25 protein-coding genes are annotated in these 26,395 nt (G+C 62.5%); 14 read left to right on the forward strand and 11 right to left on the reverse strand.

All coding sequences use genetic code 11. The features are described 5' to 3' along the window. Nucleotides 1–6 precede the first annotated feature (6 nt). Nucleotides 7–1,374 (forward strand): aldehyde dehydrogenase family protein, encoded by a 1,368-nt coding sequence (locus tag FEZ60_RS28055; RefSeq protein WP_172937642.1) that lies wholly within the window; start codon nucleotides 7–9, stop codon nucleotides 1,372–1,374. A 54-nt stretch (nucleotides 1,375–1,428) separates the two neighbouring features. On the opposite strand, the gene FEZ60_RS28060 is transcribed toward FEZ60_RS28055, so the two are convergent. The 5 genes from FEZ60_RS28060 to FEZ60_RS28080 form a co-directional block, all read right to left on the reverse strand. Next, the gene (locus tag FEZ60_RS28060; RefSeq protein WP_092805062.1) at nucleotides 1,429–2,745 is read right to left on the reverse strand and encodes an MFS transporter; all 1,317 of its coding nucleotides are present in this window, start codon (nucleotides 2,743–2,745) and stop codon (nucleotides 1,429–1,431) included. A gap of 62 nt (nucleotides 2,746–2,807) precedes the next feature. Further along, the gene (locus tag FEZ60_RS28065) at nucleotides 2,808–4,265 is read right to left on the reverse strand and encodes an FAD-dependent oxidoreductase (protein WP_172937644.1); all 1,458 of its coding nucleotides are present in this window, start codon (nucleotides 4,263–4,265) and stop codon (nucleotides 2,808–2,810) included. Beyond that, complete coding sequence (locus FEZ60_RS28070; RefSeq protein WP_033236670.1) at nucleotides 4,262–5,044, reverse strand: SDR family oxidoreductase; 783 nt, start codon at nucleotides 5,042–5,044, stop codon at nucleotides 4,262–4,264. Before FEZ60_RS28070 ends, FEZ60_RS28065 begins: the two co-directional genes overlap by 4 nt. Continuing rightward, nucleotides 5,037–5,873 (reverse strand): SDR family oxidoreductase, encoded by an 837-nt coding sequence (locus FEZ60_RS28075; protein ID WP_092803739.1) that lies wholly within the window; start codon nucleotides 5,871–5,873, stop codon nucleotides 5,037–5,039. Before FEZ60_RS28075 ends, FEZ60_RS28070 begins: the two co-directional genes overlap by 8 nt. Nucleotides 5,874–5,922: 49 nt before the next feature. Next, the gene (locus FEZ60_RS28080) at nucleotides 5,923–6,363 is read right to left on the reverse strand and encodes a nuclear transport factor 2 family protein (protein WP_045064870.1); all 441 of its coding nucleotides are present in this window, start codon (nucleotides 6,361–6,363) and stop codon (nucleotides 5,923–5,925) included. A gap of 142 nt (nucleotides 6,364–6,505) precedes the next feature. Between FEZ60_RS28080 and FEZ60_RS28085 the strand changes: the two genes are divergently transcribed. From FEZ60_RS28085 to FEZ60_RS28115, 7 genes are all read left to right on the forward strand, one after another. Continuing rightward, entirely contained in the window at nucleotides 6,506–7,228 is a 723-nt protein-coding gene (locus FEZ60_RS28085) for a helix-turn-helix domain-containing protein (RefSeq protein WP_172937645.1), read from the forward strand. 100 nt (nucleotides 7,229–7,328) lie between these two features. After that, nucleotides 7,329–8,294 carry a pirin family protein gene (locus FEZ60_RS28090; RefSeq protein ID WP_033236667.1) on the forward strand — a complete coding sequence of 322 codons (966 nt, stop codon included), beginning with the start codon at nucleotides 7,329–7,331 and terminating at the stop codon, nucleotides 8,292–8,294. A 1-nt stretch (nucleotide 8,295) separates the two neighbouring features. Beyond that, on the forward strand, nucleotides 8,296–9,057 hold the full coding sequence (locus tag FEZ60_RS28095) for a pirin-like bicupin family protein (RefSeq protein WP_045064874.1): 762 nt from the start codon (nucleotides 8,296–8,298) through the stop codon (nucleotides 9,055–9,057). A 28-nt stretch (nucleotides 9,058–9,085) separates the two neighbouring features. Then, a complete protein-coding gene (locus FEZ60_RS28100) occupies nucleotides 9,086–9,850 on the forward strand; it encodes a pirin-like bicupin family protein (RefSeq protein ID WP_033236665.1) in 765 nt (254 codons plus the stop codon). Nucleotides 9,851–9,895: 45 nt separating this feature from the next. Next, the gene (locus FEZ60_RS28105) at nucleotides 9,896–10,816 is read left to right on the forward strand and encodes a PaaI family thioesterase (RefSeq protein WP_172937646.1); all 921 of its coding nucleotides are present in this window, start codon (nucleotides 9,896–9,898) and stop codon (nucleotides 10,814–10,816) included. Between the two features lie 68 nt (nucleotides 10,817–10,884). Next, the gene (locus FEZ60_RS28110; protein ID WP_172937647.1) at nucleotides 10,885–11,871 is read left to right on the forward strand and encodes a protocatechuate dioxygenase; all 987 of its coding nucleotides are present in this window, start codon (nucleotides 10,885–10,887) and stop codon (nucleotides 11,869–11,871) included. A gap of 140 nt (nucleotides 11,872–12,011) precedes the next feature. Beyond that, nucleotides 12,012–13,970, forward strand: a complete 1,959-nt coding sequence (locus tag FEZ60_RS28115; protein WP_045064883.1) for a M13 family metallopeptidase — start codon at nucleotides 12,012–12,014, stop codon at nucleotides 13,968–13,970. Nucleotides 13,971–14,036: 66 nt separating this feature from the next. Here FEZ60_RS28115 and FEZ60_RS28120 read toward each other — a convergent pair whose 3' ends face one another. Beyond that, nucleotides 14,037–14,951: an SDR family oxidoreductase gene (locus tag FEZ60_RS28120; protein ID WP_033236661.1), complete on the reverse strand. Its 915-nt coding sequence runs from the start codon at nucleotides 14,949–14,951 to the stop codon at nucleotides 14,037–14,039. A gap of 102 nt (nucleotides 14,952–15,053) precedes the next feature. Between FEZ60_RS28120 and echA20 the strand changes: the two genes are divergently transcribed. Genes echA20 through FEZ60_RS28140 form a run of 4 tightly spaced genes read left to right on the forward strand, consistent with a single transcriptional unit; the run spans nucleotide 15,054 to nucleotide 18,540 of the window. Then, nucleotides 15,054–15,830 carry a (7aS)-7a-methyl-1,5-dioxo-2,3,5,6,7,7a-hexahydro-1H-indene-carboxyl-CoA hydrolase gene (gene echA20, locus FEZ60_RS28125; protein WP_033236660.1) on the forward strand — a complete coding sequence of 259 codons (777 nt, stop codon included), beginning with the start codon at nucleotides 15,054–15,056 and terminating at the stop codon, nucleotides 15,828–15,830. Nucleotides 15,831–15,836: 6 nt separating this feature from the next. Beyond that, nucleotides 15,837–16,730, forward strand: a complete 894-nt coding sequence (gene ipdA / locus FEZ60_RS28130) for a cholesterol ring-cleaving hydrolase subunit IpdA (protein WP_033236659.1) — start codon at nucleotides 15,837–15,839, stop codon at nucleotides 16,728–16,730. Next, nucleotides 16,727–17,482, forward strand: a complete 756-nt coding sequence (locus FEZ60_RS28135; RefSeq protein ID WP_033236658.1) for a CoA-transferase — start codon at nucleotides 16,727–16,729, stop codon at nucleotides 17,480–17,482. Before ipdA ends, FEZ60_RS28135 begins: the two co-directional genes overlap by 4 nt. Further along, nucleotides 17,479–18,540, forward strand: a complete 1,062-nt coding sequence (locus tag FEZ60_RS28140; protein WP_033236657.1) for a nitronate monooxygenase — start codon at nucleotides 17,479–17,481, stop codon at nucleotides 18,538–18,540. Before FEZ60_RS28135 ends, FEZ60_RS28140 begins: the two co-directional genes overlap by 4 nt. Before the next feature lie 50 nt (nucleotides 18,541–18,590). Here FEZ60_RS28140 and FEZ60_RS28145 read toward each other — a convergent pair whose 3' ends face one another. After that, nucleotides 18,591–19,823, reverse strand: a complete 1,233-nt coding sequence (locus FEZ60_RS28145; RefSeq protein WP_045064885.1) for a crosslink repair DNA glycosylase YcaQ family protein — start codon at nucleotides 19,821–19,823, stop codon at nucleotides 18,591–18,593. Between the two features lie 80 nt (nucleotides 19,824–19,903). Between FEZ60_RS28145 and FEZ60_RS28150 the strand changes: the two genes are divergently transcribed. Then, nucleotides 19,904–20,461: a TIGR03086 family metal-binding protein gene (locus tag FEZ60_RS28150; RefSeq protein WP_045064887.1), complete on the forward strand. Its 558-nt coding sequence runs from the start codon at nucleotides 19,904–19,906 to the stop codon at nucleotides 20,459–20,461. Nucleotides 20,462–20,471: 10 nt separating this feature from the next. Here FEZ60_RS28150 and FEZ60_RS28155 read toward each other — a convergent pair whose 3' ends face one another. The 3 genes from FEZ60_RS28155 to FEZ60_RS28165 are packed head-to-tail and all read right to left on the reverse strand — an operon-like array spanning nucleotide 20,472 to nucleotide 23,810. After that, nucleotides 20,472–20,837 carry an HNH endonuclease gene (locus FEZ60_RS28155; RefSeq protein WP_261984487.1) on the reverse strand — a complete coding sequence of 122 codons (366 nt, stop codon included), beginning with the start codon at nucleotides 20,835–20,837 and terminating at the stop codon, nucleotides 20,472–20,474. 22 nt (nucleotides 20,838–20,859) lie between these two features. Further along, nucleotides 20,860–22,134, reverse strand: coding sequence for an alkaline phosphatase family protein (locus tag FEZ60_RS28160; RefSeq protein ID WP_172937650.1), 1,275 nt, complete (start codon nucleotides 22,132–22,134; stop codon nucleotides 20,860–20,862). Further along, nucleotides 22,131–23,810 (reverse strand): alkaline phosphatase D family protein, encoded by a 1,680-nt coding sequence (locus FEZ60_RS28165; protein WP_172937651.1) that lies wholly within the window; start codon nucleotides 23,808–23,810, stop codon nucleotides 22,131–22,133. Before FEZ60_RS28165 ends, FEZ60_RS28160 begins: the two co-directional genes overlap by 4 nt. Nucleotides 23,811–23,940: 130 nt before the next feature. Between FEZ60_RS28165 and ilvD the strand changes: the two genes are divergently transcribed. After that, complete coding sequence (gene ilvD / locus FEZ60_RS28170; protein WP_033236651.1) at nucleotides 23,941–25,635, forward strand: dihydroxy-acid dehydratase; 1,695 nt, start codon at nucleotides 23,941–23,943, stop codon at nucleotides 25,633–25,635. A gap of 41 nt (nucleotides 25,636–25,676) precedes the next feature. Here the strand turns inward: ilvD and FEZ60_RS28175 are convergent, their stop codons facing one another. Continuing rightward, on the reverse strand, nucleotides 25,677–26,333 hold the full coding sequence (locus tag FEZ60_RS28175; protein WP_045064893.1) for a serine protease: 657 nt from the start codon (nucleotides 26,331–26,333) through the stop codon (nucleotides 25,677–25,679). Nucleotides 26,334–26,395: the final 62 nt, after the last annotated feature.

A 26,395-nucleotide genomic window follows, 5' to 3' on the forward strand; every position in this document is an offset into this window, starting at 1 on the left:
ACCACTATGAGCACCGACAACGAACTGATCTCGATCAATCCGGCGACTCTCGAGGAAGTGGGGCGCACCGCCGTCACCACGCCGGCCGAGCTCGACGCGAAAGCTGTTGCCGCCCAGTCCGCATTCCAGTCCTGGCGAACCTCGAGGAGCACCCGGCAGGGTCTACTCGCTGCCTGTTCCTACGAATTGATGAGGCAGTCCACGGCGATCTCCGCCCTACTCACCGCGGAACAGGGTAAGTCGCTCACCGATTCGAGCGGCGAAGTCTGGATCTCGGCCCGCTGCCTCGCACACTTCGCCCGCCTCGACTGGGCGGACGAATCGCAAGCCCCGGCATCGCCGATACGCGACGCTCGAATTCAGCACCGCCCGTTGGGCGTCGTTGCGGCTATCGTGCCGTGGAACTTCCCGATCTTCCTCATGATGGCCAAGATTGCGCCCGCACTGGCCGCAGGAAACACAGTCCTGGTCAAACCTGCCGAGTCGGTGTCGCTGGTAGTCGGTGAGGTTGTCCGCATCCTGCAAAGCATTCTTCCCGAGGGCGTACTCGACATCGTCTACGGCGGACCGGATACCGGCAAGGCGTTGATCGAACACGCTGCCGTGCGCAAGGTCTCGTTCACCGGTTCAACGGGGGTTGGCAAGGCGATCATGAAGCAGGCCGCCGAAACGATCACGCCGGTCACCCTCGAGCTTGGTGGCAACGATCCCGCGATCCTCCTCGACAGCGCAGATATCAATTACGCCGCAGGATTTTTGGCGCACTCCGCCTTCTTCAACAGCGGGCAGATGTGCATCGCCCCCAAGCGCGCGTACGTGCCCGCCGACAAGGTCGACGCCTTCTGCGCCACGTTCGAAGCGGTCATGTCGACAATGGTGGTGGGCGACGGGGCCGCAGCGGGCACCACGGTCGGTCCCCTGCACAATTCTGCGCAACTCGAGTACGTGCAGGGCCTGCTCGACAAGGCCAGAGCTGACGGCGCAGACATCACCGGCGGAAATCGAATCACCACTCTGCCCGGGTATTTCATGGAACCCGCTTTGGTGCGCGGTGTGGACGACTCCAGCGACATCGTCAAGTTCGAGCAGTTCGGTTTGGCATTCCCCGTCGTTGCCTACACCAACGTCGACGACGTTGTCTCCCTCCTGAACAGTCAGGAGTTCGGACTCGGTGCATCTGTCTGGGGAGAACAAGCCGCCGCAGTCGAGGTGGCCGAACAGATCGATGCCGGTCAGGTGTGGGTCAATACCCACAACGCCCTCGAAGTCGAACTTCCCTTCGGCGGAGTGAAGAGCAGTGGCTTCGGCCGGGAAGGTGGCGAAGCCGGTGTCCACGATTTCCTGGAGACCCGCGTGGTGAGTGTAAAGCTGTAACGCACTGTGCGCCTTTGTCAACCGCCCGCGGTTAACAAAGGCGCACAGCAGGGCTCAGTCGATCTGCAGCGCGACGCCCTTGGTTTCCTTCACGAAGAACACCGTGACAAATGTGATCAGGGCGCAGAACACGAAGTAGCCGGCCGGCGCCAGATTGTTGTCGGTCACGCTGATCAGGTACGTCGCGATGAACGGTGCGGTACCACCGAGAAGCATGTTGGTGACGTTGTTACCCAAGGCGAGGCCGCTGTATCGCACTGACGCCTTGAGCATCTCGACGTACGTCACGTACGACGCACCGTTGACTACGGAGACGCAGATGAACAGAACCGACTGACCGGCCACTGCAGCCCACGTGCCCGAACTCGCCATCAGCATGAACATCGGGACGCCCAGGACCACCGACGCGGCACTACCGGCAAACAGCACCGGACGACGTCCGTACTTGTCGGCCATGTAACCCGCGATGGGGAGTGTGATCACGCCGAGCACCAGGGCGAGCGACGTGGACAGGAATGCCACCTGCTTGGAGTGTCCGCCGGCAGTCTGGAGGTACGTCGCGGCGTACACCGAAGCGATGTAGTAGCCGCCGGTGATGAGCGCTCCGAGAAGGATGATCTTGACGACGCTGCCACCTGAACTGCGCAGCAGTTCCTTGATCGGGAGGGACTCGGTCTCACCCTTTTCCTGGAGCTCCTCGAACTGCGGGGTGTCTTCCATCTGGCTACGGATCCAGATACCGATACCACCGATCAGCAGGCTGAGCAGGAACGGCAGACGCCATGCCCATTCGAGGACCTGTTCTTCGGAGAACACCGACGTGAGGCCGAGTGCGATCAGCGAAGCCGCGAGAGAGCCCAGGTAGGTTCCGGTGTTGACCATCGACGTCTGGGTCGCACGCCACCGCGCCGGAGCGGACTCGGAGACAAATGCGTTGGCACCGCCGAGCTCACCGCCGGCTGCGAAGCCTTGAAGGCAACGAGCCAACACCAGGATCGATGTCGCCCACATGCCCAACGTGGCATAGGTCGGTAGCAGACCCATACCGGCGGTGGCGATAACCATCAGCAAGATGGTCCACGACAGCGCGTTCTTACGGCCGTACCGGTCGCCGATATGACCGAAGAAGATTCCGCCGGGAACACGGAGGAAGAAGGCCACGGCAAACGCCGCGAAAGTACCGAGCAGCGCTGCATTCGGATCGGAGGACACGAAGAACAGCGCGGCGATGGTGGTCGCCATGTATCCGTAGATACCGAAGTCGTAGTACTCGACGACGGTACCGACGATGGCCGCGCGAATCACCTTGACGGTGGACTGGCGTTCGGCTGGAGTGCCACTGTCTTCGACGCCGCCCTCGGCGCGCGCCATGGTCTCATTCTCTGACATGTTGGTCCCTACTGACTGAAGTCGTGCAGCGCAAACGATAGACGTCAGGCGTGCGCAATGGAATTGACCGGTACGCCTGCGGCGTCGGTCTTCGTGAAACTCGCCGCATTGCGTCCCGCAATACGACCCATGGTCAGAGCGTTTGCAACCGCGTTGCCACCGCCCACGTAGCGCAGTCCCAGAATGCCGGCACCGGCCTCGCCGGCGGCGTAAAGTCCCTCGATCGGAACACCGGTTTTTCCGAGAACTGCTGCACTGCTGTTGATTTCCAGACCGGCGTGTGTGCACACCAGTTCGGCGGGAAGGATCTTTGCCGCGTAGAACGGTGCGGTGCCGATCCGGTCCGGATTGCCGACCGCACCTTTGTTTCGCAACGTGCGGTGACGCAGGAAGTCGTCGTCGTATCCGTTGGGCAATTGCACGTTCCAACGATCTACCGTTGCCGTCAATGTCTGCGCCGGAACGCCGATCAGTTCGGCGAGTTCCTCGACCGTATCGGCTCGAAGTGTGCGACCGGCAGCAGCTTCTTCGGCGACGCGCTCGGGGTTCCAGTCTGCATAACCGGGAGTCTGATTCACTCGGGCGTCCTCGTCGAAGATCATCCAGCCGTAGCCGCCCTGCTGGTCGATGATGCCCGTCGAGACCGCGTACGACGCGTCCTCGTCCATAAAACGCCGACCGTTCTGATTGACGTTGACGCGGGACTTCGGCGGAAACCCTGACTGCCAGTGATGGAACCGCTGGAAGTAGACGGTCGGCATGATGAGGCCCCAGCCGTCACCGGCAACCGACGCGCCGAGATCCTGAGCGAACCGCAGGTGGTCGCCGCGGCTGCCGTCGGCAGCAACGACGAACAACGATTCTTCAGCTTTGTTGGCGTCGGGGAAATAGCGATCGACCAGAGCCGGATCCTGAGCGAAACCACCGGAAGCAACGACGACGGCACCTGCAGGAACCTCGATGTCGTCGGCAACTACGCCGACAACCCGACCGTCTTCCTCGATCAGCTTCTGCACCCGCGTGCCGAAGATAACTTCGATGCCGTGCTTGCGCCGAGCCTTGTCCAGTACCTGAATCAGACCGTATCCCTGGTCTTTCGGAACGTGGCCACGCCAGACATCTTCGACTCCGGCCTGTGCCAGCCCCGGCTGATGGGCGTTACCCGAGATCGCGGCCGGGATCTCGACGCCGAGGCCGATGAGCCACTCGAGCGTCGGGGCGGCGTTCTCGCAGAACGCACGAATCAATCCGGGTGCAAGCACCCACTGGTTGAGATCCATGTAGTGCTGGAAGAACTTCTCCGCGGTGTCGTCGATACCCAGGCCTGACTGCACGCTGGTGCCAGCGGCCGTGAAGATGCCGGCGGAAAGTGCTGTGGAGCCGCCAAGTTCGGTCTCGGATTCGAACAGCAGCACGGAAGCGCCCTCTTCGGCTGCCGATACCGCAGCTGCGAGTCCCGCTCCGCCGCCGCCGATGACAACAACATCCCAGTGATCACTCACGAAAGTTCTCCAGTCTCCGCAATGATGCGGTGGTACAAGCCGTTCGAGACCAGTCCGCCGTCCACAGTGATTTCGGTTCCACTCGTGTAGGTCGATTTGTCGGACAGCAGGAACAGAACGGCCTCGGTGATCTCGTCCAGAGTTGCCATGCGCCCGAAGGGAACCGACTTCAGTGACGCGGCAACAAAATCGCTTGCTCCACCGAGCAGGTCCGTACCGACCAGACCCGGGTGCACCGAGTTGACACGAATTCCCCACTGCGCAAAGTTGCCTGCCGCTGATTTCGACAGCCCGGTCAGGCCCCATTTGCTCGAGGAGTAGGCCGGTGAGAAGTATCCGACCTGACCGGCGATGGACGAGATGTTGACGATGGATCCGCCTCCGCTCTCCTGCATCAACGGAGCCACCGCCTTCATGCCGTAAAACGGCCCGAAGAGGTTGATCTTCATGGTCAGTTCCCAGATGTCATCAGGGGTGTCCATGAATTCGAGCCGCCGAGAGATACCGGCATTATTGATCAGCCCGCCCAGTTCACCGTGCGCAGAGCGGATTTCGTCGACAACTCGCGCCCACGCGGAGGGGTCGGTGACATCGAGCGAATGCGCGGACGCCGAACCTCCGCCTGAGATGATCTCCTCGACCAGAGCGGAGGAATCCGCCACATCCGCGATGCACACGTGGGAACCACGAGCCGCCAGCGTGCGCGAGTGGTGTGCTCCCATACCCCCGGCACCACCCGTAACCAGAACGACACCAGGATAATTCGTGCGATCAGACATGTCGCGAACCGCCGTCGACGGCAATGCTGTGACCGGTGACGTAACGCGCGCTGTCCGAGAGCAGGAACAGCACCGGGCCGAAGACCTCTTCCGGGGAACCCAACCGGTGCAGCGGAACAGCGTCGAGAGCCTTGGCCAGTGCGGCCGGATCTTCCTGGACCCATTTGGTCATGGCGGTGTCGATGTACCCGGGCGCTATGGAGTTGACACGAAGTCCCTTGTCGCCGAATTCGACTGCGAGAGATTCGGTGAGGTGCGCGACGGCTGCCTTCGACGTGCAATACGCACCACGGCCCTTACGGACGCGCAGAGCGGACACCGAGGACATGTTCACGATGGCACCACCGGGCTTCATGTGGCGAGCGGCGGCCTGAGCGCCGTACAGGACGCCTTCGACGTTGACGCTCAACGTCGCACCGATCTGCTCGGGTGTGATCTCCTCGGCCAGCGCAAACGGGAAGATACCGGCGTTGTTGATCCAGAAGTCGACCTGTCCGAACTCCGCGAGTGCCAGCTTGGCCAGCGTCTCGTGATCGTCGGGCTTGGTGACGTCGACTCGGGCACCGATCACACGGCCGGGCTTGTCCGCCAAGGAGTTTGCGCTCAGTGCAGCATTGATTGTCTGGGCAGTTTCCAGCATCTGCTCTTCGTTGATGTCTGCACCGACTACGTTGACTCCGCGTGACGCCAGACCTTCCGCGAACGTCGCACCCATTCCCTGGGCAGCGCCGGTCACTACGGCAACCTTGCCTGCCAACTCCGGGTACACCGCCGACATTTGCGTGGCAACGGTGCGGCCCGGGTTCGTCTGATCGGCGTTAAAGGTCATGATATTTGGTCTCCTACTGAATTCTGTTGTGCACAAACGTGAAAGACGGTTAGGGATTGCGTGGCGCGTCGTCGCGGGACACGATACGGCGGGCGATCTTCCACTCGTCACCGACTCGAATCACTCGATCCGTGATCGTTGTCATCCGAACCAATCGCGTGTCCCCACCGCGCTTGGTCGCGACGATCTGCAGATAGCCGCGCACCGTCAACTCGGCTTCGACTGCCGTTTCCACCAACAAGTTGGTGATCACGTGCCGATGAACCTCGTCCGCCGCTTCGGCTCCGGAGTAGAACCGGCCGGCAAAAGCTTCGAGATCCGAAGAACCGACTACCGGTTCCGGATAGCTGGGCGAATGGAACTCACCGTCAGTCGTAAATGTTGCCGCCCAATCCCGTTGACGCCCGGAGTCGATGAGATGACTCTGCAATGCATACAACTGGTGGATTGCGGCAACGTCGCCGGCCGCCACTCCGCGGTAGTCAGTCATGAGGATGTTCTCTCCGGAAAACACTGCGCTGGACTCCCCTGAAGGGTTGCCCACCTGTCGAATGTGTGCGATAATCGCACAGGCCGTGCGATATGAACAAAGCGTAGGTGGCCCACCTCACAAACGTCAAGGAGCGAACTCGATGCGCGAACTCAGTGATGACCATCGACCCCAAATAAGTCCAGTTCAAGTGGACTCCGGCATGTCGAAAACTCTCCATCACGGACTCGAGATTCTGGAGCTCCTCACCTCCTATCCGCACGGGTTGTCGGTCACAGACATTGCCGACGGCATCGGAGTTCACCGGACGGTCGCGCACCGACTCATCCGGACTCTCGAGGCACATCACTTGTGCCGCAAGGACACTTTCAAACGCGTCACACTCGGCGCAGGACTGGTCACCCTCGCCGAACCGGTGGAGCAGGATTTACGAACCCTCGCCCGCCCGATCCTCGAAGAACTTGCCGACGCCACCGAAGCGACGGCCCACCTCGTGGTCCGCGAGAGCGAGACCGAAGTTCGCGCACTGATGGTCGTCGAGCCACGCAGCGCCCGAATGCACGTCGCCTTCCGTCCCGGCCAGGTCGATCCGATCGACCGCGGCTCCGCCGGCCTGTCCATGCTGGCCTCACTCCCACCCGTCGACGGTGAACGAGACGAAGTGCGTATTGCACGTGCGCGCGGTTACGCGTCGACGATCGGCGAGATCACCCCTTCCGTCCACGGCATATCGGCGGCAGTTCCCGGACGCCGCGGCGACGCCATCACCAGTATCGGAATCTCCGCTTTCCACGCCGATGACCAAGACGCACTCGGCGCGGAGGTTATCGCCGCCGCACAAAAACTGGGAAGCTTGTTGCGCTGATCGCCGCAATGTCGAGCCTCGGGAATATCGCAGGCTCGACATTGTTGAGTCAGCATGAGATAGTTGAACAATCAACTACCTGAGTGCAAGGAGTTACGACATGCCTGCTGTGACAGTCGAGAATATTTTGGCCCTGCCCCGGCTCGACGAGCCTGCAGCGTCCGCAGTCAGCCGTCCCGTCAAGAGCATCACCACCGCTCCCGTCGGCTACGAAGGCGAAGGCTTCCCCGTACACCGCGCATTCGCGGGCATCGATCTCTCAGCACTCGACCCGTTCATCCACATGGACCAGATGGGTGAGGTCAACTACGCCCCCGGAGAACCCAAGGGCACGCCCTGGCACCCGCACCGCGGCTTCGAAACCGTCACCTACATGATCGACGGCATCATGGAGCACCAGGACTCCAACGGCGGCGGCGGCATTATCGGCGGCGGTGACACCCAGTGGATGACCGCAGGTGGCGGCATCCTCCACATCGAGACTCCCCCGGAGCACCTCGTTGTCAGCGGCGGCCTCTTCCACGGCGTCCAACTGTGGGTGAACCTCCCCCGAGACAACAAGATGGCAGCGCCGCGGTACCAGGACATCACCGGAAACAAGGTCGCTCTGCTCTCGTCGCACGACGGCGGCGCATTGGTACGCGTCATCGCAGGCGAGATCGCCGGCCACGCCGGACCGGGATCGACGTACACGCCCATCGCGTTGTCCCACACGACCATCGCACCTGGCGCCAGCGTCACGTTGCCGTGGAACCCCGAGTTCAACGCCATCGCCTATGTTCTTGCCGGTGAGGGAACCGTCGGCGCAGAGCGTCGGCCGATCCGCGCAGGCCAGACCGCCGTGTACGGACGCGGCGACTCCATCACCATCGCCGCATCCGATCGTCAGGATTCCCGGACCGAATCGCTCGAGGTCTTCATCCTCGGCGGCAAGCCGATCCGCGAGCCCATCGCCATGGCCGGACCGTTTGTCATGAACACGAAGTCCGAGGTCATGCAGGCATTCGAGGACTTCCAGGCCGGACGCCTCGGTTCCATCCCGGCAGCCCACGAAACTCTGAGCTGACATGAAATCGGTGGTAGTTCAGCGTGCGCATGAACGTGCGCACCTGAACTACGGCTGGCTCACGTCGCGTCACAGCTTCCCCTTCGCCGGAAACTTCGACCACGCCGCTTACGCGCACGGATTACTTCTGGTCAACAACGACGACATCGTCGAAGCCGGCTCCGGTTTCGACACCCATCAACACCTCGACACCGAAATCGTGACGTGGGTGCTCAGCGGTTCCCTGGTCCACCAGGATTCAGCTGGGCACACCGGCGAAATTCATCGCGGCCTCGCGCAACGAATGAGCGCCGGAACCGGGATACTGCATTCCGAGCGCAACGACACCCGGCGCGCCGACGGTACCCGCCACACAGAACCGGTCCACGTCGTCCAAATGTGGATTCCGCCAGACGAATCCGGGATCACTCCGAGCTATCAGGAACTCGACGTCAATACCGAACTCGACGCCGGTGGCTTGATCACCTTGGCGTCGGGAATGCCCGCGCATCGCGATCACAGCGCGATCACGCTTCACAACAAGTTTGCGGCGCTGCACGTTGCACGCCTCGACATCGGTCAGACGATAACCCTGCCGGACGCCCCGTATGTTCACGCCTACATCCCGCAGGGCTCCGTCACAGTCGAGGGCGTCGACACTCTCTCGACCGGAGATTCGTTGCGACTCAAGGAAACCGGCGGACATCGAGTCACCGCCGCGGAACCCGCAGAAGTTCTGATCTGGGAGATGCACGCCGGACTGCGGCCCCATCTCGTACGCTGAAAGCATTCGGCCCCAAAGGAGGAACGCCATGTCGGCGCTCACAACCCCGCACATCGACGTCCACCGCAGCGGTGATCGCCTGAAATCCCGCATCTCCTGGCTTGATTCGAAGCATTCGTTCTCGTTCGGGCAGCACTACGACCCCGACAACACCCACCACGGCCTGCTCCTCGTCAACAACGACGACACCGTGCTCGCGGGTACCGGATTCGACACCCATCCGCACAAGGACATGGAAATCGTTACCTGGGTGCTGCGCGGTTCGCTCGTTCACCAAGACTCCATCGGGCACTCCGGTGTCATCTATCCCGGACTCGCGCAACGGATGAGCGCAGGCACCGGGATCATGCACAGCGAGAAGAACGACTCGTGGCGTCTGGGCGGCCAACAGCACTCCGATCCGGTGCACTTCATCCAGATGTGGGTTGCGCCCGACGAGGGTGGACTGACTCCCGGATACGAACAACTCGAAATCGACGACGAACTCCTACGCGGCGGACTCATACCCGTCGCCTCCGGAATGGATCGCTACAAAGATCATTCGGCCATCCGCATCAACAACAAGTACGCGGCACTGCATGTGGCGCGGATTCTCCCCGGCACAAGTGTGACCCTGCCGAACGCCCCGTTCCTCCACGTTTTCGTGGCCGAAGGAACCGCAGACATGGAGGGCACCGGCACCCTCTACGAAGGTGATGCCGTCCGCATGAGCGACTCCGGCGGACAACTCGTCACCTCCGAAACCGGTGCCGAAGTGCTGGTCTGGGAAATGCACGCACGTATCGGTGGCTGAGACCCGGCGACCGGTCCCATCTCCGGTACGGGCGATACTCGATACATGAGCATCGACAACTCCGCGCCCACCGTCAAACTTGATCCCCTCAACACCTTGATGGATGTACGCGCAGTAGCGATCACTCCTGGCGATCTCAGCTTCGCGCAGACAATCGGGGACCGCTTCCACGACCACCGCGGACGCACAGTGCTCGGATCGCTCGGCGTCATGATCGACGGCGCCATGGGTGGGGCTGTGTACTCGGGGCTCACTTCGGGTCACCAATCGGTGCTCGCACAGGTCACGGTCAGTGCGGCCGCCGATATCCCGTCGACGGGAACAGTTGGAGCCACCGGTGCACTCGTGCACCTCGACGACGGAGTCGGACTGGCGTCGGGACAACTACGCGGTGACGACAGCACACTTCTGGCAGTGATGGCCGGGCGCGCCATGATTGTCTCGCGGCCACCCGTCGTTGCACCCGACGACTACATCGCCGGCCCTGCCCTCGATGTGCCGGTTCCCGAAGAAGTCAGTGACCTGAGTGGACTGAGCGGATCCGACGTCGTCGAAGGAATCCTGGCCGGAACTATCAAGCGTGGACCGCTCGCCGGACTCCTCGACCTCACGCTGTCCGAGGTGACGCCAGGCGCTGTCGTCGGCGAACTTGCGCCGGTCGAATGGATGGCCAACCCGCTCGGCGCAGTACAGGGTGGTGTACTCATCTCCGCCACCGACGCCATCACCGGGCTCGCCGCGCAAACCCTGACCACCGCCGAACAGGACTACCGCGTCCTCGACCACAAGATCGACTTCCTGCGCTCACCCGCCATCGGTGGTCCCGTCATGCGCGCCGAAGCCAGCGTGATCCGCGCCGGACGTAGGCTCGCACTCATCGAATCGCGCATCGTGGACAACACCGGTCAGGTCTACATCCGCGCCACCTCGAGCGTCCAGATGATCTCCCAGCAAGTTCACAGCTGATAACCAGCCCCGCGCCAGACCGCTCGGCCACCATTGATTCAACAGCCCAGATCAATGGAGGTAGACGCGTGAACAAAGACATCGAAGCCAGTCGGCAACGAGTGAGTCGCAGACGAGCACTGGCGCTCGGCGGCACCATCAGCCTCGGCGGACTCATCGCCGCATGTTCCGGCAACAGCGGCAGCTCGACCACGACGTCCACCGCTGCGGCCTCCACGACCACCGCCGGCACCGGCGCCGCTGCTGCCTCGGCTACCTCCGGCGACGCTGTCACCGCGCTGCTCGCCAAGGCACCACAGTGCGTCATGAGCGAGGAAGAAACTCAGGGCCCGTACTGGTTCGACGTCGACTCCATCCGCAGTGATATCCGCGAAGATCGACCAGGCACCACCCTCCAGGTCGCACTGCGGGTGCAGGACAACAGCATCTGCAACGCCGACGGCACGGTCGGCGCCGTCAGCAACGCCGTTGTCGAAATCTGGCACTGCGACGCGGGCGGCGTGTACTCCGGCTTCGAGTCCGGTTCACTGAGCGCAAACGGTGGCGGCGGTGGAACTCCTCCGTCCGGTGGCATGGGCGAACCCCCGTCAGGCGGAATGGGTCAGCCGCCGTCGGGCGCACCCGGCGGCGGCATGGGCGGCGACATGGGTTCTATGGGCGGCTCCGGCGAAACTTCCGACGGCTCGTACAGCGTCGGTGACAGCGAAGCCACCACCACCGACGACGGCACCTACCTGCGTGGCGCCCAGACCACGGACGCAAACGGCATCGCGCAGTTCACCACCATTTTCCCGGGCTGGTACATGGGCCGCACCACGCACATCCATGTCAAGGTTCACATCGACAAGAAGACTGTCCTCACCACGCAGACCTTCTTCGAGGAGACCCTTCTCGACGAGGTGTATTCCGTCAGCCCGTACAGCGAGCACACGGGCCGTGAGAACAACACCAACAATTCCAACGACAACATCTTCTCCGACACCGGCATGATGACCGTCGAAAAGCAGTCGGACGGGTCATACCTCGCCGTCATCAATCTGGGTATCGACGCCTGACCCCGATCACCGGAAGCGGGCGGTTCAGTTGGCATCAACTGACGCTCACACCCGAACTTGTGGTGACGCAGATCGCTCGGGCACTGAACGGCTCACGATAACGACTGAGCGGATTGTGGTGATCGTGTAAGGATGGAGAAATGACCACGGCTCATCGCTCAGGCATCGACCTCACCCACCTAGACAGCGAGACCCGCGCGCAGGACGACCTGTTCGTCCATGTCAACGGGAAATGGCTCGCCGAATACGAGATTCCCGCAGACCGCGCAGTCGACGGCGCTTTCCGCACGCTGTACGACAAGGCCGAGGAAGATGTGCAGACCATCATCACCGAGGCTTCCGCGTCGTCACCGGAGTCCGGTACCGATGCCCAACGCATCGGCGATCTGTACTCGAGTTTCATGGATGCCGACGCTATCGAGGCTGCCGGTCTCACCCCGATCGACGACGAACTCGACGCAATTGCGGACGCGGCCGATCGTTCTTCGCTGGCTACCGTGATCGGACGCCATCAGCGCACGGGTGTCGGCGGCGCCATCGCGCACTACGTCGACACCGACGCCAAGAACTCCGAGCGCTACCTCATTCACTTCAGTCAGTCGGGTATCAGCCTTCCCGACGAGTCGTACTACCGCGAAGACAACTACGCCGAAATTCGCGACAAGTTCGTCGCCCACGTCGAGAAGATGTTCAACCTCGCCGGACTCGGCTACGAGGCGCAGCGGGTATTCGACCTGGAGAAGAAGATCGCGGCCGGGCACTGGGACGTCGTGAAGCGTCGTGACGCCGAGTTGAGCTACAACCTCGTCGAATTCGAGGAGCTCACCGAGCAGAACCCCGGATTGGATTGGGCTGCTTGGCTGTCCGGCTTGGGAACGACGTCCGAGAAGTTCTCGGAAATCGTGGTTCGCCAGCCCGGATTCCTGCACACCTTCACCGCACTGTGGGCGTCGGAAGAACTCGACGACTGGAAGGCATGGGCTGCCTGGAAAGTCATCCATGCGCGCGCTCCGTACCTGCATTCCTCGTTGGTGGACGAGAACTTCGCGTTCTACGGCACCGCGCTCTCGGGCACCGAGGAGAACCGTGAGCGCTGGAAGCGTGGCGTCGGCCTGGTCCAAGACCTGCTCGGCGAGGCCGTCGGCAAGCTGTACGTGGAGCGTCATTTCCCGGCCGAGGCCAAGGTTCGCATGCTGGAGTTGGTCGGCAATCTGCAGGAAGCCTACCGCCGCAACATCTCCGAACTCGAGTGGATGAGTCCGGATACCCGCAAGGCCGCACTGGCCAAGCTGGACAAGTTCACTCCCAAGATCGGCTACCCCGACAAGTGGCGTGACTACTCGGGTCTCGAGATCTCGGCTACGGACGTCGTCGGCAACTACCGCCGCGGATACGCCGCGGAATACGACCGCGATCTCGCAAAGCTGGGCGGCCCCGTCGACCGCGACGAGTGGTTCATGACCCCTCAGACGGTTAACGCGTACTACAACCCGGGTATGAACGAAATCGTGTTCCCCGCAGCAATTTTGCAGCCGCCGTTCTTCGACGCCGCCGCTGACGACGCCGCCAACTACGGCGGAATCGGTGCTGTTATCGGTCACGAGATCGGGCACGGTTTCGACGATCAGGGCGCCAAGTACGACGGCGACGGCAACATGGTCGACTGGTGGACCGACGACGATCGCACCGAATTCGGCAAGCGCACGAAAGCTTTGATCGAGCAGTACAACGAATTCGAACCCAAGGAACTGCCGGGTCATCATGTCAACGGCGAGTTCACGATCGGCGAGAACATCGGTGATCTGGGTGGGCTGTCCATCGCGATCGCGGCATACAAGATCGCGACCGAAGGCACCGAACCGCCCGTTATCGACGGTCTCACCGGTTTGCAGCGCGTGTTCTTCGGCTGGGCTCAGGTGTGGCGGACCAAGGCGCGCGAGGCCGAGGCATTGCGTCGACTCGCCGTCGACCCGCATTCACCGCCGGAGTTCCGCTGCAACGGCGTCGTCCGCAACCTCGATGTCTTTCACGAGGAGTTCGACGTCAAGCCCGGTGATGCACTGTATTTGGAGCCCGAAAAGCGCGTAAAGATCTGGTAGGGGCAAAGCCCCTGTGCGCCTTTTTGGTAGTTCGCACTACCAAAAAGGCGCACGGGGCCGAAGGCCCTAAGCTCCGTACACCGGCGTCGGGGTCTCGGCCTTCTCCAACAGCGATGCCACAACGGGTCCGATTTCCTTCGGATCCCAGCGATCACCCTTGTCTTCGCTCGGTCCGTGACGCCATCCTTCTGCGACGGTGATCTTGCCGCCCTCGATCTCGAAGACGCGTCCCGTGACATCCTTGGACTCTGCGCTACCGAGCCACACGACGAGCGGTGAGACGTTCTCCGGAGCCATGGCGTCGAAGCCCTCTTCCGGAGCTGCCATCATCTCGGCCATGGCGCCGCCGGCACCGACCGTCATGCGGGTACGCGCGGACGGCGCGATTGCGTTGACGCTGACGCCGTAATTCTTGAACTCTGCTGCTGCCTGGATGGTCATCTCGGCGATGCCGGCCTTGGCTGCGGCGTAGTTGCCCTGGCCGATGGAGCCCTGCAGTCCGGCGCCCGAGCTGGTGTTGATGATGCGTGCGTCGATCGGGTTGCCTGCCTTGGCCTCGGCGCGCCAGTAGGCAGCGGCGTGGCGCAGGGGCGCGAAGTGACCCTTGAGGTGGACGCGGGTGACGGCGTCCCATTCGGCTTCGCTCATGCCGACGAGCATGCGGTCACGCAGGAAGCCGGCGTTGTTGACGAGCACGTCGAGGCGACCGAAGTTGTCGATGGCGGTCTTGATGAGGTTTTCCGCACCCGCCCAGTCTGCGACGTCGTCACCGTTGACGACGGCCTCGCCGCCGGCTGCGATGATTTCGGCGACTACCTGCTCGGCTGGGCTCTCGCCGGTTGCGGAGCCGTCCGCGCCTGCGCCGATGTCGTTGACGACAACCTTGGCGCCCTCTGCCGCGAATGCCAGTGCGTGCGCGCGTCCGATACCGCGACCTGCCCCGGTGATGATGACTACTCGTCCATCGACCAATCCACTCATTTTTATCTCCTATTGCACTCTGCTCGGGCTTGTCGGCTCCGCTTGTGTGCTAACTTACCAAGCAATCGCTTGGTTTGGTACACAGACGTAAGGAAACCCGCTATGGGCATCAGCACCTCCTCCGACGGGACCGGCATCACCACGGTCACCATCGACTACGCACCGGTCAATGCAATCCCGTCGCAGGGATGGTTCGATCTCGCCGACGCGATCCTTGCCGCAGGTAAGGACCTCAATACCCACGTCGTGATCCTGCGAGCCGAAGGCCGTGGTTTCAACGCCGGCGTCGACATCAAGGAGATGCAGGCCACCGACGGCTACGACGCTCTGGTTGCTGCCAACCGCGGTTGCGCTGCTGCTTTTGCCGCGGTCTACGACTGCGCCGTTCCGGTTGTCGTGGCAGTCAACGGCTTCTGCGTCGGCGGCGGCATCGGCCTGGTCGGCAACGCTGACGTCATCGTCGCGTCCGACGACGCGATCTTCTCCCTCCCTGAGGTCGACCGCGGTGCACTCGGCGCAGCCACCCACCTCGCTCGCCTGGTACCGCAGCACATGATGCGCACGCTGTACTACACGGCGCAGAGCGTCGACGCCCACACACTCAAGCAGTTCGGCAGCGTCTACGACGTCGTCCCGCGCGAGAAGCTCGACGATTGCGCCCGCGAGATCGCCGCCAAGATCGCCGCCAAGGACACCCGCATCATCCGGTGCGCGAAGGAAGCCATCAACGGCATCGACCCCGTCGACGTCAAGAGCAGCTACCGCCTCGAGCAGGGATACACCTTCGAGCTCAACCTGCTCGGTGTGTCCGACGAGCATCGCGACGAGTTCGTCGCAACCGGCAAGCCGCGTGAGAACGCAACCCAGAAGGAAGGCTGAGACATCATGGCTAGCAAGCGTGACAAGACAATGTCGCTCGACGAGGTTGTCGGCGAGCTTCGCTCCGGAATGACCATCGGATTGGGCGGCTGGGGATCTCGCCGCAAGCCGATGGCTTTCGTGCGCGCGATCCTGCGTTCGGACATCAAGGACCTGACCGTCGTCACGTACGGTGGACCGGATCTCGGCCTGCTGTGCTCGGCCGGCAAGGTCAAGAAGGCGTACTACGGCTTCGTGTCCCTGGACTCGGCTCCGTTCTACGACCCGTGGTTTGCAAAGGCACGCACCAACGGTGAGATCGAGTCCCGCGAAATGGACGAGGGAATGGTCAAGTGCGGCCTCGAAGCTGCAGCTGCCCGCCTCCCCTTCCTGCCGATCCGCGCAGGTCTGGGATCCGATGTCCGTAACTTCTGGGGCGACGAACTCAAGACCGTCACCTCCCCGTACCCCGAGGCCGACGGCCGCTCCGAGACTCTGATCGCGATGCCCGCGCTCAACCTCGACGCGTCGTTCGTTCACCTCAACCTCGGTGACAAGCACGGCAATGCCGCGTACAACGGCGTCGACCCGTACTTCGACGACCTGTACTGCATGGCAGCGGAGAAGCGTTACGTCTCGGTGGAACGCATCGTCGAAACCGAGGAACTGGTCAAATCCGTTCCGCTGCAGAATCTTCTGATCAACCGCATGATGGTCGACGGCGTCGTCGAGGCCCCGAACGGCGCGCACTTCACCCTCGCCGGCGAGAGCTACGGCCGCGACGAGAAGTTCCAGCGTCACTACGCCGAAGCCGCAAAGACCCCCGAGTCGTGGCAGGCATTTGTCGACACCTTCCTCTCCGGCAGCGAAGAGGACTACCAGGCCGCAGTAAAGAAGTTTGCAGAGGAGCAGGCGTCATGAGCGAATCCACCGTCACCCGCGCAGAGTACGTAGTCCTGGCTTGCGCCGAAATCTTCTCCGGCGCAGGTGAAATCATGGCCAGCCCGATGTCGACGTCATCGACCATCGGCGCTCGCCTTGCCCGCCTGACCACCGAACCCGATCTCCTGATCACCGACGGCGAAGCCCTCATCCTCGAGGACACCCCGGCAGTGGGAACGAAGGGCCCCATCGAAGGATGGATGCCGTTCCGCAAGGTGTTCGACGTGGTCGCTTCCGGTCGTCGCCACGTGGTCATGGGCGCAAACCAGCTCGACCGCCACGGTAACCAGAACCTCTCCGCTTTCGGCCCGCTTCAGCAGCCGTCGCGTCAGATGTTCGGTGTGCGCGGCGCTCCGGGTAACACGATCAACCACGCCACGAGCTACTTCGTCCCCAAGCACTCCAAGCGAGTGTTCGTCGACAAGGTCGACGTGGTGTGCGGCGTCGGCTACGACCAGATCGATCCCGAGAACCCGGCATACAAGTACCTCAACATCCCCCGCGTTGTCACCAATCTCGGTGTCTTCGACTTCGGCGGACCGGGAAACACCTTCCGCGCGTTGAGCCTTCACCCCGGCGTCACGGCCGAAGAGGTTGCCGAGAACACCTCGTTCGAGGTTGCCGGACTCGCCGAGGCAGGCGTCACCCGCGAACCCACAGTAGAAGAGCTCCACCTCATTCGCGAGACGCTCGACCCGCGCAACCTGCGGGACCGTGAGGTCTCGGCATGACCCCCACCCTCAAGACTGCGCTGACCGAACTGGTCGGCGTGGACTACCCGATCGTGCAGACAGGCATGGGCTGGGTTTCCGGTCCCGCTCTCACGTCGGCGACGGCTAACGCCGGTGGTCTGGGCATCCTGGCTTCGGCCACGATGACGTACGACGAGCTCGAGCACGCGATCAAGAAGACGAAGCAGCTCACGAACAAGCCCTTCGGCGTCAACATGCGCGCCGACGCCACCGACGCGAAGCAGCGTATCGATCTGCTCATCCGCGAAGGTGTCAAGGTTGCCTCTTTTGCCTTGGCTCCCAAGAAGGATCTGATCTCCAAGCTCAAGGACAACGGCATCGTTGTCGTTCCGTCCATCGGTGCGGCGAAGCACGCCGTGAAGGTTGCATCCTGGGGCGCGGACGCCGTCGTCGTCCAGGGCGGCGAGGGTGGCGGTCACACCGGCGGTGTGGCAACAACCCTTCTGCTCCCCTCGGTCCTCGACGCCGTCGACATTCCGGTTATCGCCGGTGGCGGTTTCTTCGACGGCCGCGGCCTGACGGCTGCACTCGCGTACGGTGCTGCCGGCGTCGCAATGGGCACGCGTTTCCTGCTCACGAGCGATTCCTCGGTACCGGATTCCGTCAAGCAGGAATATCTCAAGCGCGGACTGACGGATACGACCGTTTCACGGAAGGTCGACGGCATGCCGCACCGCGTGCTCAACACCGACCTGGTCAACAGCCTCGAAGGTTCCAGCTACGCAACCGGTTTGATCGCTGCCGCCAAGAACGCCATGAAGTTCAAGGCAATGACCGGCATGAAGTGGTCAACGCTCGCCAAGGACGGAATCGCGATGAAGCGATCCGGCGACCGCACCATCATGCAGATCATCATGGCTGCCAACACCCCGATGTTGCTCAAAGCCGGTCTGGTGGAAGGTAACACCGAAGCCGGTGTGCTGGCGTCGGGTCAGGTTGTCGGCATGATCAACGATCTACCCAGCTGCAAGGAACTGATCGACAGCATCATGGAAGACGCCGTCAAGCGCATCGACGCGCTGGCCGCTCTTCGCTGAACACGTAGCAATCACCGAGTGCGTCTCCCCCGATATCAGGGGAGGCGCACTCAGTGCGTTAAGGCTGCGTCCGGCACAGCTCTCATCGCGTCCGCCAACTCCGCCGCCATCGTTCCCTTGTTCTCCACCACGACGGTCTCGCAGCCCTGCCAGAGTGCGGTTCGTCGGAGCAGCGCCGCCAGGCGCGGTGCAGTATCTGCGTCGGCGTCGGGTTCTGCCCAGGCGGAGCGCACGAGCAGTTGACGGTTCTGACGGTCATTCTTGAGATCGACTCGCGCACAGATCTTGTCGTCGATCAGCACCGGCAGGACATAGTAACCGTGGACCCGCTTGTGGGCGGGCGTGTAGATCTCGATCCGGTAGTGAAAGTCGAAGAGCCGCAACGCTCGATCACGCGCCCATACGACCGGATCGAAGGGAGACAACAGAGCGTCGGCCCGAATTGCCCTTGGCCGTTTAGCCTGAGGATCGATCCATACCTCTCGCGGCTTTCCTCGACGCTCCCAACCTTCGACGGAGGCAGGGCGCACGCTGCCGGCGTCTTCGAGCTCTCGCAGTGCAACTCTTGTCTCGGCGCTGGGGAGTCGAAAGTAGTCGGCGATATCGTCGAGAGTGCCCAGTCCGTGTGCCCGCACTCCGCGCAGCACAAGCTCACGGATCGCGTCCGGCCGCTCCACCCCGGCGTCGAGTATCGCCGGCGGCAGTATGTTCTCGGCGAGTGCGTAGCGACGTTCGAACCCCGTTCGACCTGCCGATACCACCTCGCCCCATCGGAACAGGGTCTCCAGGCCGACCTTCACGTCGGACCACCCCCACCAGGGTCCGCGCCGCGTGTTCGCGTCGTGCTCGACCTCGCTCGCCGCCATCGGCCCGTTGTCGCGCAATTCGCTGCGCAGCCACTCGAGGAAGTCGAGACGCTCGGACGCCCATCCGTCCTTGTCTGCGAGGGCCTTTTCCCGAAACTGATCCATTCGCCAACGGAACAGCGGCCACATGTCGACGGGCAGGAATGTCGCCTCGTGGCCCCAGTATTCGAGGTATCCCGATCCTGGTGCAAAGGCGAGCTGGTCGAGTCTCGACTTGTCGTACGCACCCATTCGCGCATAGATCGGCAGATAATGACTGCGCTCGAATACGTTGACCGAATCGATCTGGAGCACCTGCAATCGGTCCATTACCCCGATCAAATTGCGTCGTGTCACGGCTGCAGGATGCGCTTTTCCAAACCCCTGCGCTGCAAGCGCGATGCGACGCGCCGCGGCCGGAGACACTACTTCGCTCATACTCGTGAAGACTAGCCATCACCTCCGACAGCAAAAACGAAAACACGATTGAGCCCGCCAAGATCGGGTTACCCTCCAGTGTGGAATTTGACTGGCTCGAACTCGTGCTCACTGCCCACCGCGAATTCGGTTCACGACTCGCTCAGGTCGAGGACTGGAATGCGCCTACCCCGGATTCCGACTGGCAGGTGGAACACCTGGTTCGTCATGTGATCGAGGAACAACAGTGGGTGCCACCTCTACTGTCCGGGCTGACCGTGGGCGAAGCGACGCCGGACATCGTTCCGGTGGGCGACGATCTGTGGACCGAATGGCAGAAGTACTCCGAGGCCGCGATCAATGCCTGGAAATCGACCAATCTCGATACGCAGGTTCATCTGTCCTACGGGACGGTGGACATGGAGCCGTATCTGCGTCAGCAGACCTCTGACGTCACGATTCACGCGTGGGATCTGGCGCGAGCCGTCGGTGCGGACGATCGACTGGATCAGACGCTCGTCGAAGCCGTCTGGTCCGATCTCGACGGTCAACGCGACATGCTGGCCGAAAGCGGTTTGTTTGCCGCCCCGGTCGAGATTCCCGAGGACTCGCCTCTGCAGGACAAGTTGATGGCACTGACCGGCCGTGATCCGCGCTGAAGGAGACGCGCTAAAGGAGTTCTGCCTCCGAGAAACGCCCTCTCAAATCGATACCGATCTCGGCGTGACGGAGTAAGAACGACTTCTCGTCGTACCCTTTGCGACGCAACCAGAGTGTGACTTCGCTGTTGCATTTGCTGGCGTTGCACGACGCGCAGGCCGGCGCAATGTTGTCGAGGGTGTAACGGCCTCCCCGCGAGATCGCGAGAACACAATCACGTTGCAGCGGTACGTCTTGCGCGCCGCAGTAGGCGCACCCACCCCACGAGGATCTGAGCGCGGCCCACTGCTCGGTGCTGAGGTCGTGTGTCGTGCTGTCCATCCGGCGCTTGCGTTTGCGCGCGTATCGGGCTTTGCGACTGCGGTTGATCGTCACCTCGTCATGCTACTGACCGCCGCTAGACACCTACCGCGACACCCGCCGTGCGAGCGGCACCGTCCCACCCGCCAGTCGGTGCCGGAAGACCCAGGAGTGCCGCCACTGTCGGCGCCACGTCGATCGTGCGCACGGGGGTGTCGACGCGGCGGCCGCCGTCGAGGCCAGGATGCCCACCACTGAGGAAGAACGGAATCGGCAGTGTCACGGAGTGGCCGTGATTGCCAGGGATCGGGTTGGACAGCGGTGTCGGATCACTGAACCGCCACCCCTGTGCGCAGAACGCAACAACATCGCCGGCATTGTCACCGAGATTGAATTCCGCCGGCAGATGGCTCGATTCGACACCGTCGACGGCGGAGACAATTTCCTGAGTACGTCGAACAGCCTCGGCCCGTTCCTGATCCGGTCCTACGAAGTAGATCAGATCGGCGCCACCGTTCTGCGCGATGCGGATCTTCCCTGCCAACAACGGATCTGCGTTGAGCGGACGATCCAGCCCGATAAGGCGCGTTGGCTCCGACCAGTCCATCGAGTGATCGGCCAGCACAATGAGGACGCTCCGATTCCACCGTCCGGTGCTGTGAAGGAAATCGACAAAGCGTCGTACCTGATTGTCGGTGTTCTGCAGTGCGGCGGTCCGCGCGATCCGAATCGACGGTCCCGAAAGATCAAGGTGACCAACACGGTCCACGTCGCCGAGGTTGGTGAACGACAACCGCGGTGAGTTCTCGCCGACGATCCGGATCAACGCGTCGATCGTGAAGTTGTCCGGGGCGTGCTCGGTGCCGGGAAGCAGCGGTTGCGGATCCCAGACGACGGATGCGCGATCACCGAACAGCCCGTGCAGGTATTGCTTGGACAGCACACTCGCTGTGGTCAATCCGAGTTCGGTGCGCACGCGGTCGAGGACCGTCGACGTCCGCAGGTCCGATGCCTGATCGAGGTCGCGCTTCTTGCCGATCGCCGGGTCGTAGACGGAATTGGCCGGCACACCTGAACGCGCGGGGTACACACCCGTCATCATCGCCGTGTGGTTGGGAAGCGTCTCGGCGATGTTGATCGCGCTGGCATTCGGGTAGTGGACACCGCCCGCGGCCAGGCCGGTCAGCATCGGAGTGAGATCTGCTCGCAGTTCGTCCGGGCGCATACCGTCGACAACGACGACGTAGACGTCGACATCTGGCAGACCGCCACCGGTAGGCACACCCGCGTGCGCGGGCGCACCGAGCAAAGCTGTTCCGGCAAGCACACTTCCGCCGATCAAGACGTTGCGGCGGGAGAGTTCGAGGCTCACTGGTTGACTCCTGGTCGGTACGAGTTCGGGTCGAGCGGACTGAAGGACGGAGCTACCCTGGCACCGGCACCGGCAGGTAGGCGGTAGCTGGTTGCGTAGTGGGCGTGGCTCTGTGGATCGGTGACGTTGTCGACGAAGTACCAATCCATCTGGGTACCGTCGCGGGCGATGTCGAATACGCCGTATCCGTGCGAATCCAATTCGACGTACCGAACGTGGCGATTGACCGCCTTGAACGCTTCTTCTGCCGCAACGGATGCGGTGCGCGGCGGCACTTTCAACATGTCGTCGATGTTGGGAGAGGTCACCGACGGAACAACGAACTCGGCTCCGACGGTCGGTCCACCCGGATAGTTGGCGGCGTTAGTGGGCAGGTCACACGCCCACGACGTGTGAATGTCACCGGTGATAAAGACTGTGTTGTCAACGTTGTTCGACGTGATGGCGTCGAACAGTCGTGTGCGGTCGGCCGTGTAGCCGTCCCACTGATCGGTGTTGTACGGGAACCCGGCCTGCGGGATTCCCACCAGTTCGGTCAGCGCCGCGGTAGTAGCCGGTTCGAGCGGCGGAAACACACATGGGGTGATCATGACGGGATTGCCGACGATCTTCCATTGCGCCGGCGAGCTGACGATGCCGCTGGTGAGCCAATCCATTTGCGCGCGTCCGGTAATGGTGCGATTCGGGTCGTCGACCTGACGCAATGTGGGCTGCTCGTCGCGGTACGTGCGCAAATCCAGCATCGAGATTTCTGCCAGGTTCCCGAAGCGGAACCGCCGGTACAGTTGAACGCTCGAACCACTGCCAGAGGGCCGAACCGGCATCCACTCGAAATAGGCCTTGGCCGAGTTGGCCTTTCGATCCGCCCAATCGCCTTCGACACCGGGAGTGTGGTTTTCGGCGCCGTCCCGGAACGCATTGTCCGCCGATTCGTGATCGTCCCACGTGGTGATGAACGGCAGTTTCAGATGCAGAGCCGCAAGGTCCGGGTCGGTCTTGTACTGCGCGTGCCGGATTCGGTAGTCGGCCAGGGAAATGATCTCGTGTGCCGGTTCGTGCAGCCGTACCGATCCGTTTCTCGCGCCGTATTCCCCCTGACCGTATTCGTAGATGTAATCGCCCAAGTGGATGATCGCATCGAGATCCTCCCGGAACCCGAGATGGCGGTAGGCACCGAAATACCCGGCCTCCCAGTTGGAGCAGGAGACAACACCGAAGCGCATCCGTTCGAGATCTGCCGAATTCGACGGAGCGGTGCGTGTGCGGCCGACGGGCGAAACTACCGAACCGGTGGTGAATCGGTACCAGTACGTAGTGGAGGAATCGAGTCCCGTCACATCAACTTTGGCAGTGTGATCCGAACCTGCCGAAGCCACAACACTTCCCGACGCCACAACAGTCGCAAACCCCTCATCGGTCGCGACGTGCCAGTTCAGCGTCACTGCCGGCCCGATCCCCGAACCCGGGGTCGCGTCAGCCGTCGGCGTGATGCGCGTCCAGATGATGACGGCGTCCGGCAGTGGGTCGCCGGACGCAACTCCGTGGTTGAAGCCGACGGGCACCGCAGCACTCGCACGGTTCGCCGAGGCGACACCGAGGCCCACTGCACCGGCAAGTGCTGCCGAGCTCTGCAGGAGGCCACGTCTGGTTATTCGATCAAAGGCATTCGTGTGCACGCTAGGAGTGAATCTGCATCTGAACAGATGTTCAAGAGAGCTTCGGAATGTTCACCCAGGCTTCGCCTGTGCGCCTTTTCGGTAGTGCCGGCTACCAGAAAGGCGCACAGGTGGAGCCTATGCTTGGCAAATGACCGAACCCGACATCAAGCCCAGAAGTCGTGACGTCACCGACGGACTGGAAAAGACCGCAGCGCGAGGCATGTTGCGAGCAGTAGGAATGGGTGACGACGACTGGGTCAAGTCCCAGATCGGCGTCGCGTCCTCCTGGAACGAGATCACCCCGTGCAACCTGTCCCTCGACCGCCTTGCCAAAGCCGTCAAGGAAGGTGTCCGGGAGGGCGGTGGGTTCCCCCTCGAATTCGGCACAATCTCCGTGTCCGACGGCATTTCGATGGGTCACGAGGGTATGCACTTCTCCCTCGTCTCCCGTGAAGTCATCGCGGACAGCGTGGAAACGGTCATGCAGGCCGAGCGCCTCGACGGTTCCGTCCTCCTTGCCGGCTGCGACAAATCACTGCCCGGCATGTTGATGGCGGCTGCTCGCCTCGACCTCGCCAGCGTGTTCCTCTACGCCGGTTCCACGTTGCCTGGCGTCGCAAAGCTGTCCGACGGCACTGAACGCGAAGTCACCGTCATCGACGCCTTCGAAGCCGTAGGAGCGTGTGCCCGCGGGCTGATGAGCCGCGAAGACGTCGACACCATCGAGCGCGCCATCTGCCCCGGCGAGGGTGCGTGCGGCGGTATGTACACGGCAAACACCATGGCCAGTGCTGCGGAGGCCATGGGTATGTCCCTTCCTGGTAGCGCGTCGCCGCCTGCGCCCGACCGTCGACGCGACGGATTCGCGCGCGAGAGCGGCAAAGCCGTCGTCGAACTCCTTCGTCGGGGAATCACCACCCGCGACATCCTCACCAAGGAAGCATTCGAGAACGCGATAGCGGTTGTCATGGCATTTGGTGGTTCCACCAATGCGGTGCTCCATCTCCTCGCGATCGCTCACGAAGCGTATGTCCCTCTGACACTCGACGATTTTGCTCGCGTCGGAGCCAAGGTTCCGCACCTCGCCGACGTGAAGCCTTTCGGAAAACACGTCATGACCGACGTCGACCGCATCGGCGGAGTTCCTGTCATCATGAAGGCGTTGCTCGACGCCGGTCTCATGCACGGCGATTGCCTGACCGTTACCGGCAAGACCGTGGCGGAGAATCTGGCGCACATCACCCCGCCCGATCCGGACGGCAAGGTTCTACGGGCGATGAACAAGCCCATTCACCCGACCGGCGGCATCACGATCCTCAAGGGCTCGTTGGCTCCCGGCGGCGCAGTCGTGAAGTCAGCCGGTTTCGAATCCGACGTATTCACCGGTACTGCACGAGTTTTCGAACGCGAACGCGCCGCTATGGACGCTCTCGAGGACGGCACGATCACTGCCGGCGATGTTGTGGTGATCCGATACGAAGGACCCAAGGGCGGCCCCGGAATGCGCGAGATGCTGGCCATTACGGGCGCCATCAAGGGCGCAGGCCTGGGCAAAGACGTCCTGCTGCTGACCGACGGACGATTCTCCGGCGGAACGACCGGCCTGTGCGTCGGGCACGTCGCGCCCGAGGCGGTGGACGGCGGTCCCATCGCGTTTGTTCGTGACGGCGATCAGATCCGGCTCGATGTCAGTACCGGACTGTTGGAACTGCTTGTCGACGACTCGGAACTGCTTGCCCGCAAAGAAGGTTGGGAGCCACTTCCGCCGCGCTACACACGCGGTGTGCTGGCGAAGTACACCAAGCTGGTGGGATCAGCGTCAGGTGGAGCAGTGTGCGGCTGAACCCGAACAGGTAGCGCGCTGATGCCAGACAGCGCACCGATCTAGATCGGCTGGAACCCGGCACCGACGCCTCCATCGGAATTGATATCCGCGATGATCGAGGACATGTTGGTGCCGAGTTCCGGCCCCAGACACGGCACGTACAGGTAGGCGTTCACCATCGCCACCAATGTGGTTCCGACGGTGACAGGGGCTCCGGAATCGCCGTGGTCAACACACACCTGCGTCCAGGTTTGGGCGTCGGCGCTCAGATTTCCCCACACGACGCCGCACGTCTGCCCCGTTGTCCGACCTTCTTTGCAGGCGATGGCCGGGAAGCTCGCCGGCTGGCCGATTGACGTGATGGTGGCACTGTCAACGGTCCGCACGGGCGTCACTTTTGCCGGATTGAACTCGATGATGGCGTAGTCGAGCTCCGAATTGGACTCGACGAAGGTGCCGACGACCCCGGCTCCTTCGTCATCCTCCGGAACAACCGTCGAACCAGGTCCGCCACAGTGACCTGCAGTGATCCCCACCAGCCGACCGCCGTTGTCACGCCCGATCGTTGTCAACGTACATATCGTCTCGTCGCTGATGATGATGCCGCTGCCCCCGCCGAGGGGTGTTGCCGCGGCAACGGCCGTCCCTGTGACCACCAACCCGAGTCCCAGTGCAATTACGACCGCCGCCAAAACGGAAATGATTCTCTGCAACATCACACACTCCCCGCCGAGATAGTCCCCGCTGCACAAATCGCATACCCCGGATACTCGGCACC

It is taken from the genome of Rhodococcus sp. MS16 (genome assembly GCF_013277795.1).
GTDB lineage: Bacteria > Actinomycetota > Actinomycetes > Mycobacteriales > Mycobacteriaceae > Rhodococcus_F > Rhodococcus_F globerula.

Bases quoted from the DNA above. Each gene is read 5' to 3' on its own strand.
- FEZ60_RS28135 (WP_033236658.1), top strand. From the start codon at position 16,727: ATGAGCGAATCCACCGTCACCCGCGCAGAGTACGTAGTCCTGGCTTGC.
- echA20 (WP_033236660.1), top strand. From the start codon at position 15,054: ATGGGCATCAGCACCTCCTCCGACGGGACCGGCATCACCACGGTCACC.
- FEZ60_RS28055 (WP_172937642.1), top strand. From the start codon at position 7: ATGAGCACCGACAACGAACTGATCTCGATCAATCCGGCGACTCTCGAG.
- FEZ60_RS28070 (WP_033236670.1), bottom strand. From the start codon at position 5,044: ATGTCTGATCGCACGAATTATCCTGGTGTCGTTCTGGTTACGGGTGGT.
- FEZ60_RS28080 (WP_045064870.1), bottom strand. From the start codon at position 6,363: ATGACTGACTACCGCGGAGTGGCGGCCGGCGACGTTGCCGCAATCCAC.
- FEZ60_RS28085 (WP_172937645.1), top strand. From the start codon at position 6,506: ATGCGCGAACTCAGTGATGACCATCGACCCCAAATAAGTCCAGTTCAA.
- FEZ60_RS28090 (WP_033236667.1), top strand. From the start codon at position 7,329: ATGCCTGCTGTGACAGTCGAGAATATTTTGGCCCTGCCCCGGCTCGAC.
- FEZ60_RS28120 (WP_033236661.1), bottom strand. From the start codon at position 14,951: ATGAGTGGATTGGTCGATGGACGAGTAGTCATCATCACCGGGGCAGGT.
- FEZ60_RS28140 (WP_033236657.1), top strand. From the start codon at position 17,479: ATGACCCCCACCCTCAAGACTGCGCTGACCGAACTGGTCGGCGTGGAC.
- FEZ60_RS28145 (WP_045064885.1), bottom strand. From the start codon at position 19,823: ATGAGCGAAGTAGTGTCTCCGGCCGCGGCGCGTCGCATCGCGCTTGCA.
- ilvD (WP_033236651.1), top strand. From the start codon at position 23,941: ATGACCGAACCCGACATCAAGCCCAGAAGTCGTGACGTCACCGACGGA.
- FEZ60_RS28100 (WP_033236665.1), top strand. From the start codon at position 9,086: ATGTCGGCGCTCACAACCCCGCACATCGACGTCCACCGCAGCGGTGAT.
- FEZ60_RS28105 (WP_172937646.1), top strand. From the start codon at position 9,896: ATGAGCATCGACAACTCCGCGCCCACCGTCAAACTTGATCCCCTCAAC.
- FEZ60_RS28075 (WP_092803739.1), bottom strand. From the start codon at position 5,873: ATGACCTTTAACGCCGATCAGACGAACCCGGGCCGCACCGTTGCCACG.
- FEZ60_RS28095 (WP_045064874.1), top strand. From the start codon at position 8,296: ATGAAATCGGTGGTAGTTCAGCGTGCGCATGAACGTGCGCACCTGAAC.
- FEZ60_RS28060 (WP_092805062.1), bottom strand. From the start codon at position 2,745: ATGGCGCGCGCCGAGGGCGGCGTCGAAGACAGTGGCACTCCAGCCGAA.
- ipdA (WP_033236659.1), top strand. From the start codon at position 15,837: ATGGCTAGCAAGCGTGACAAGACAATGTCGCTCGACGAGGTTGTCGGC.
- FEZ60_RS28115 (WP_045064883.1), top strand. From the start codon at position 12,012: ATGACCACGGCTCATCGCTCAGGCATCGACCTCACCCACCTAGACAGC.
- FEZ60_RS28175 (WP_045064893.1), bottom strand. From the start codon at position 26,333: ATGTTGCAGAGAATCATTTCCGTTTTGGCGGCGGTCGTAATTGCACTG.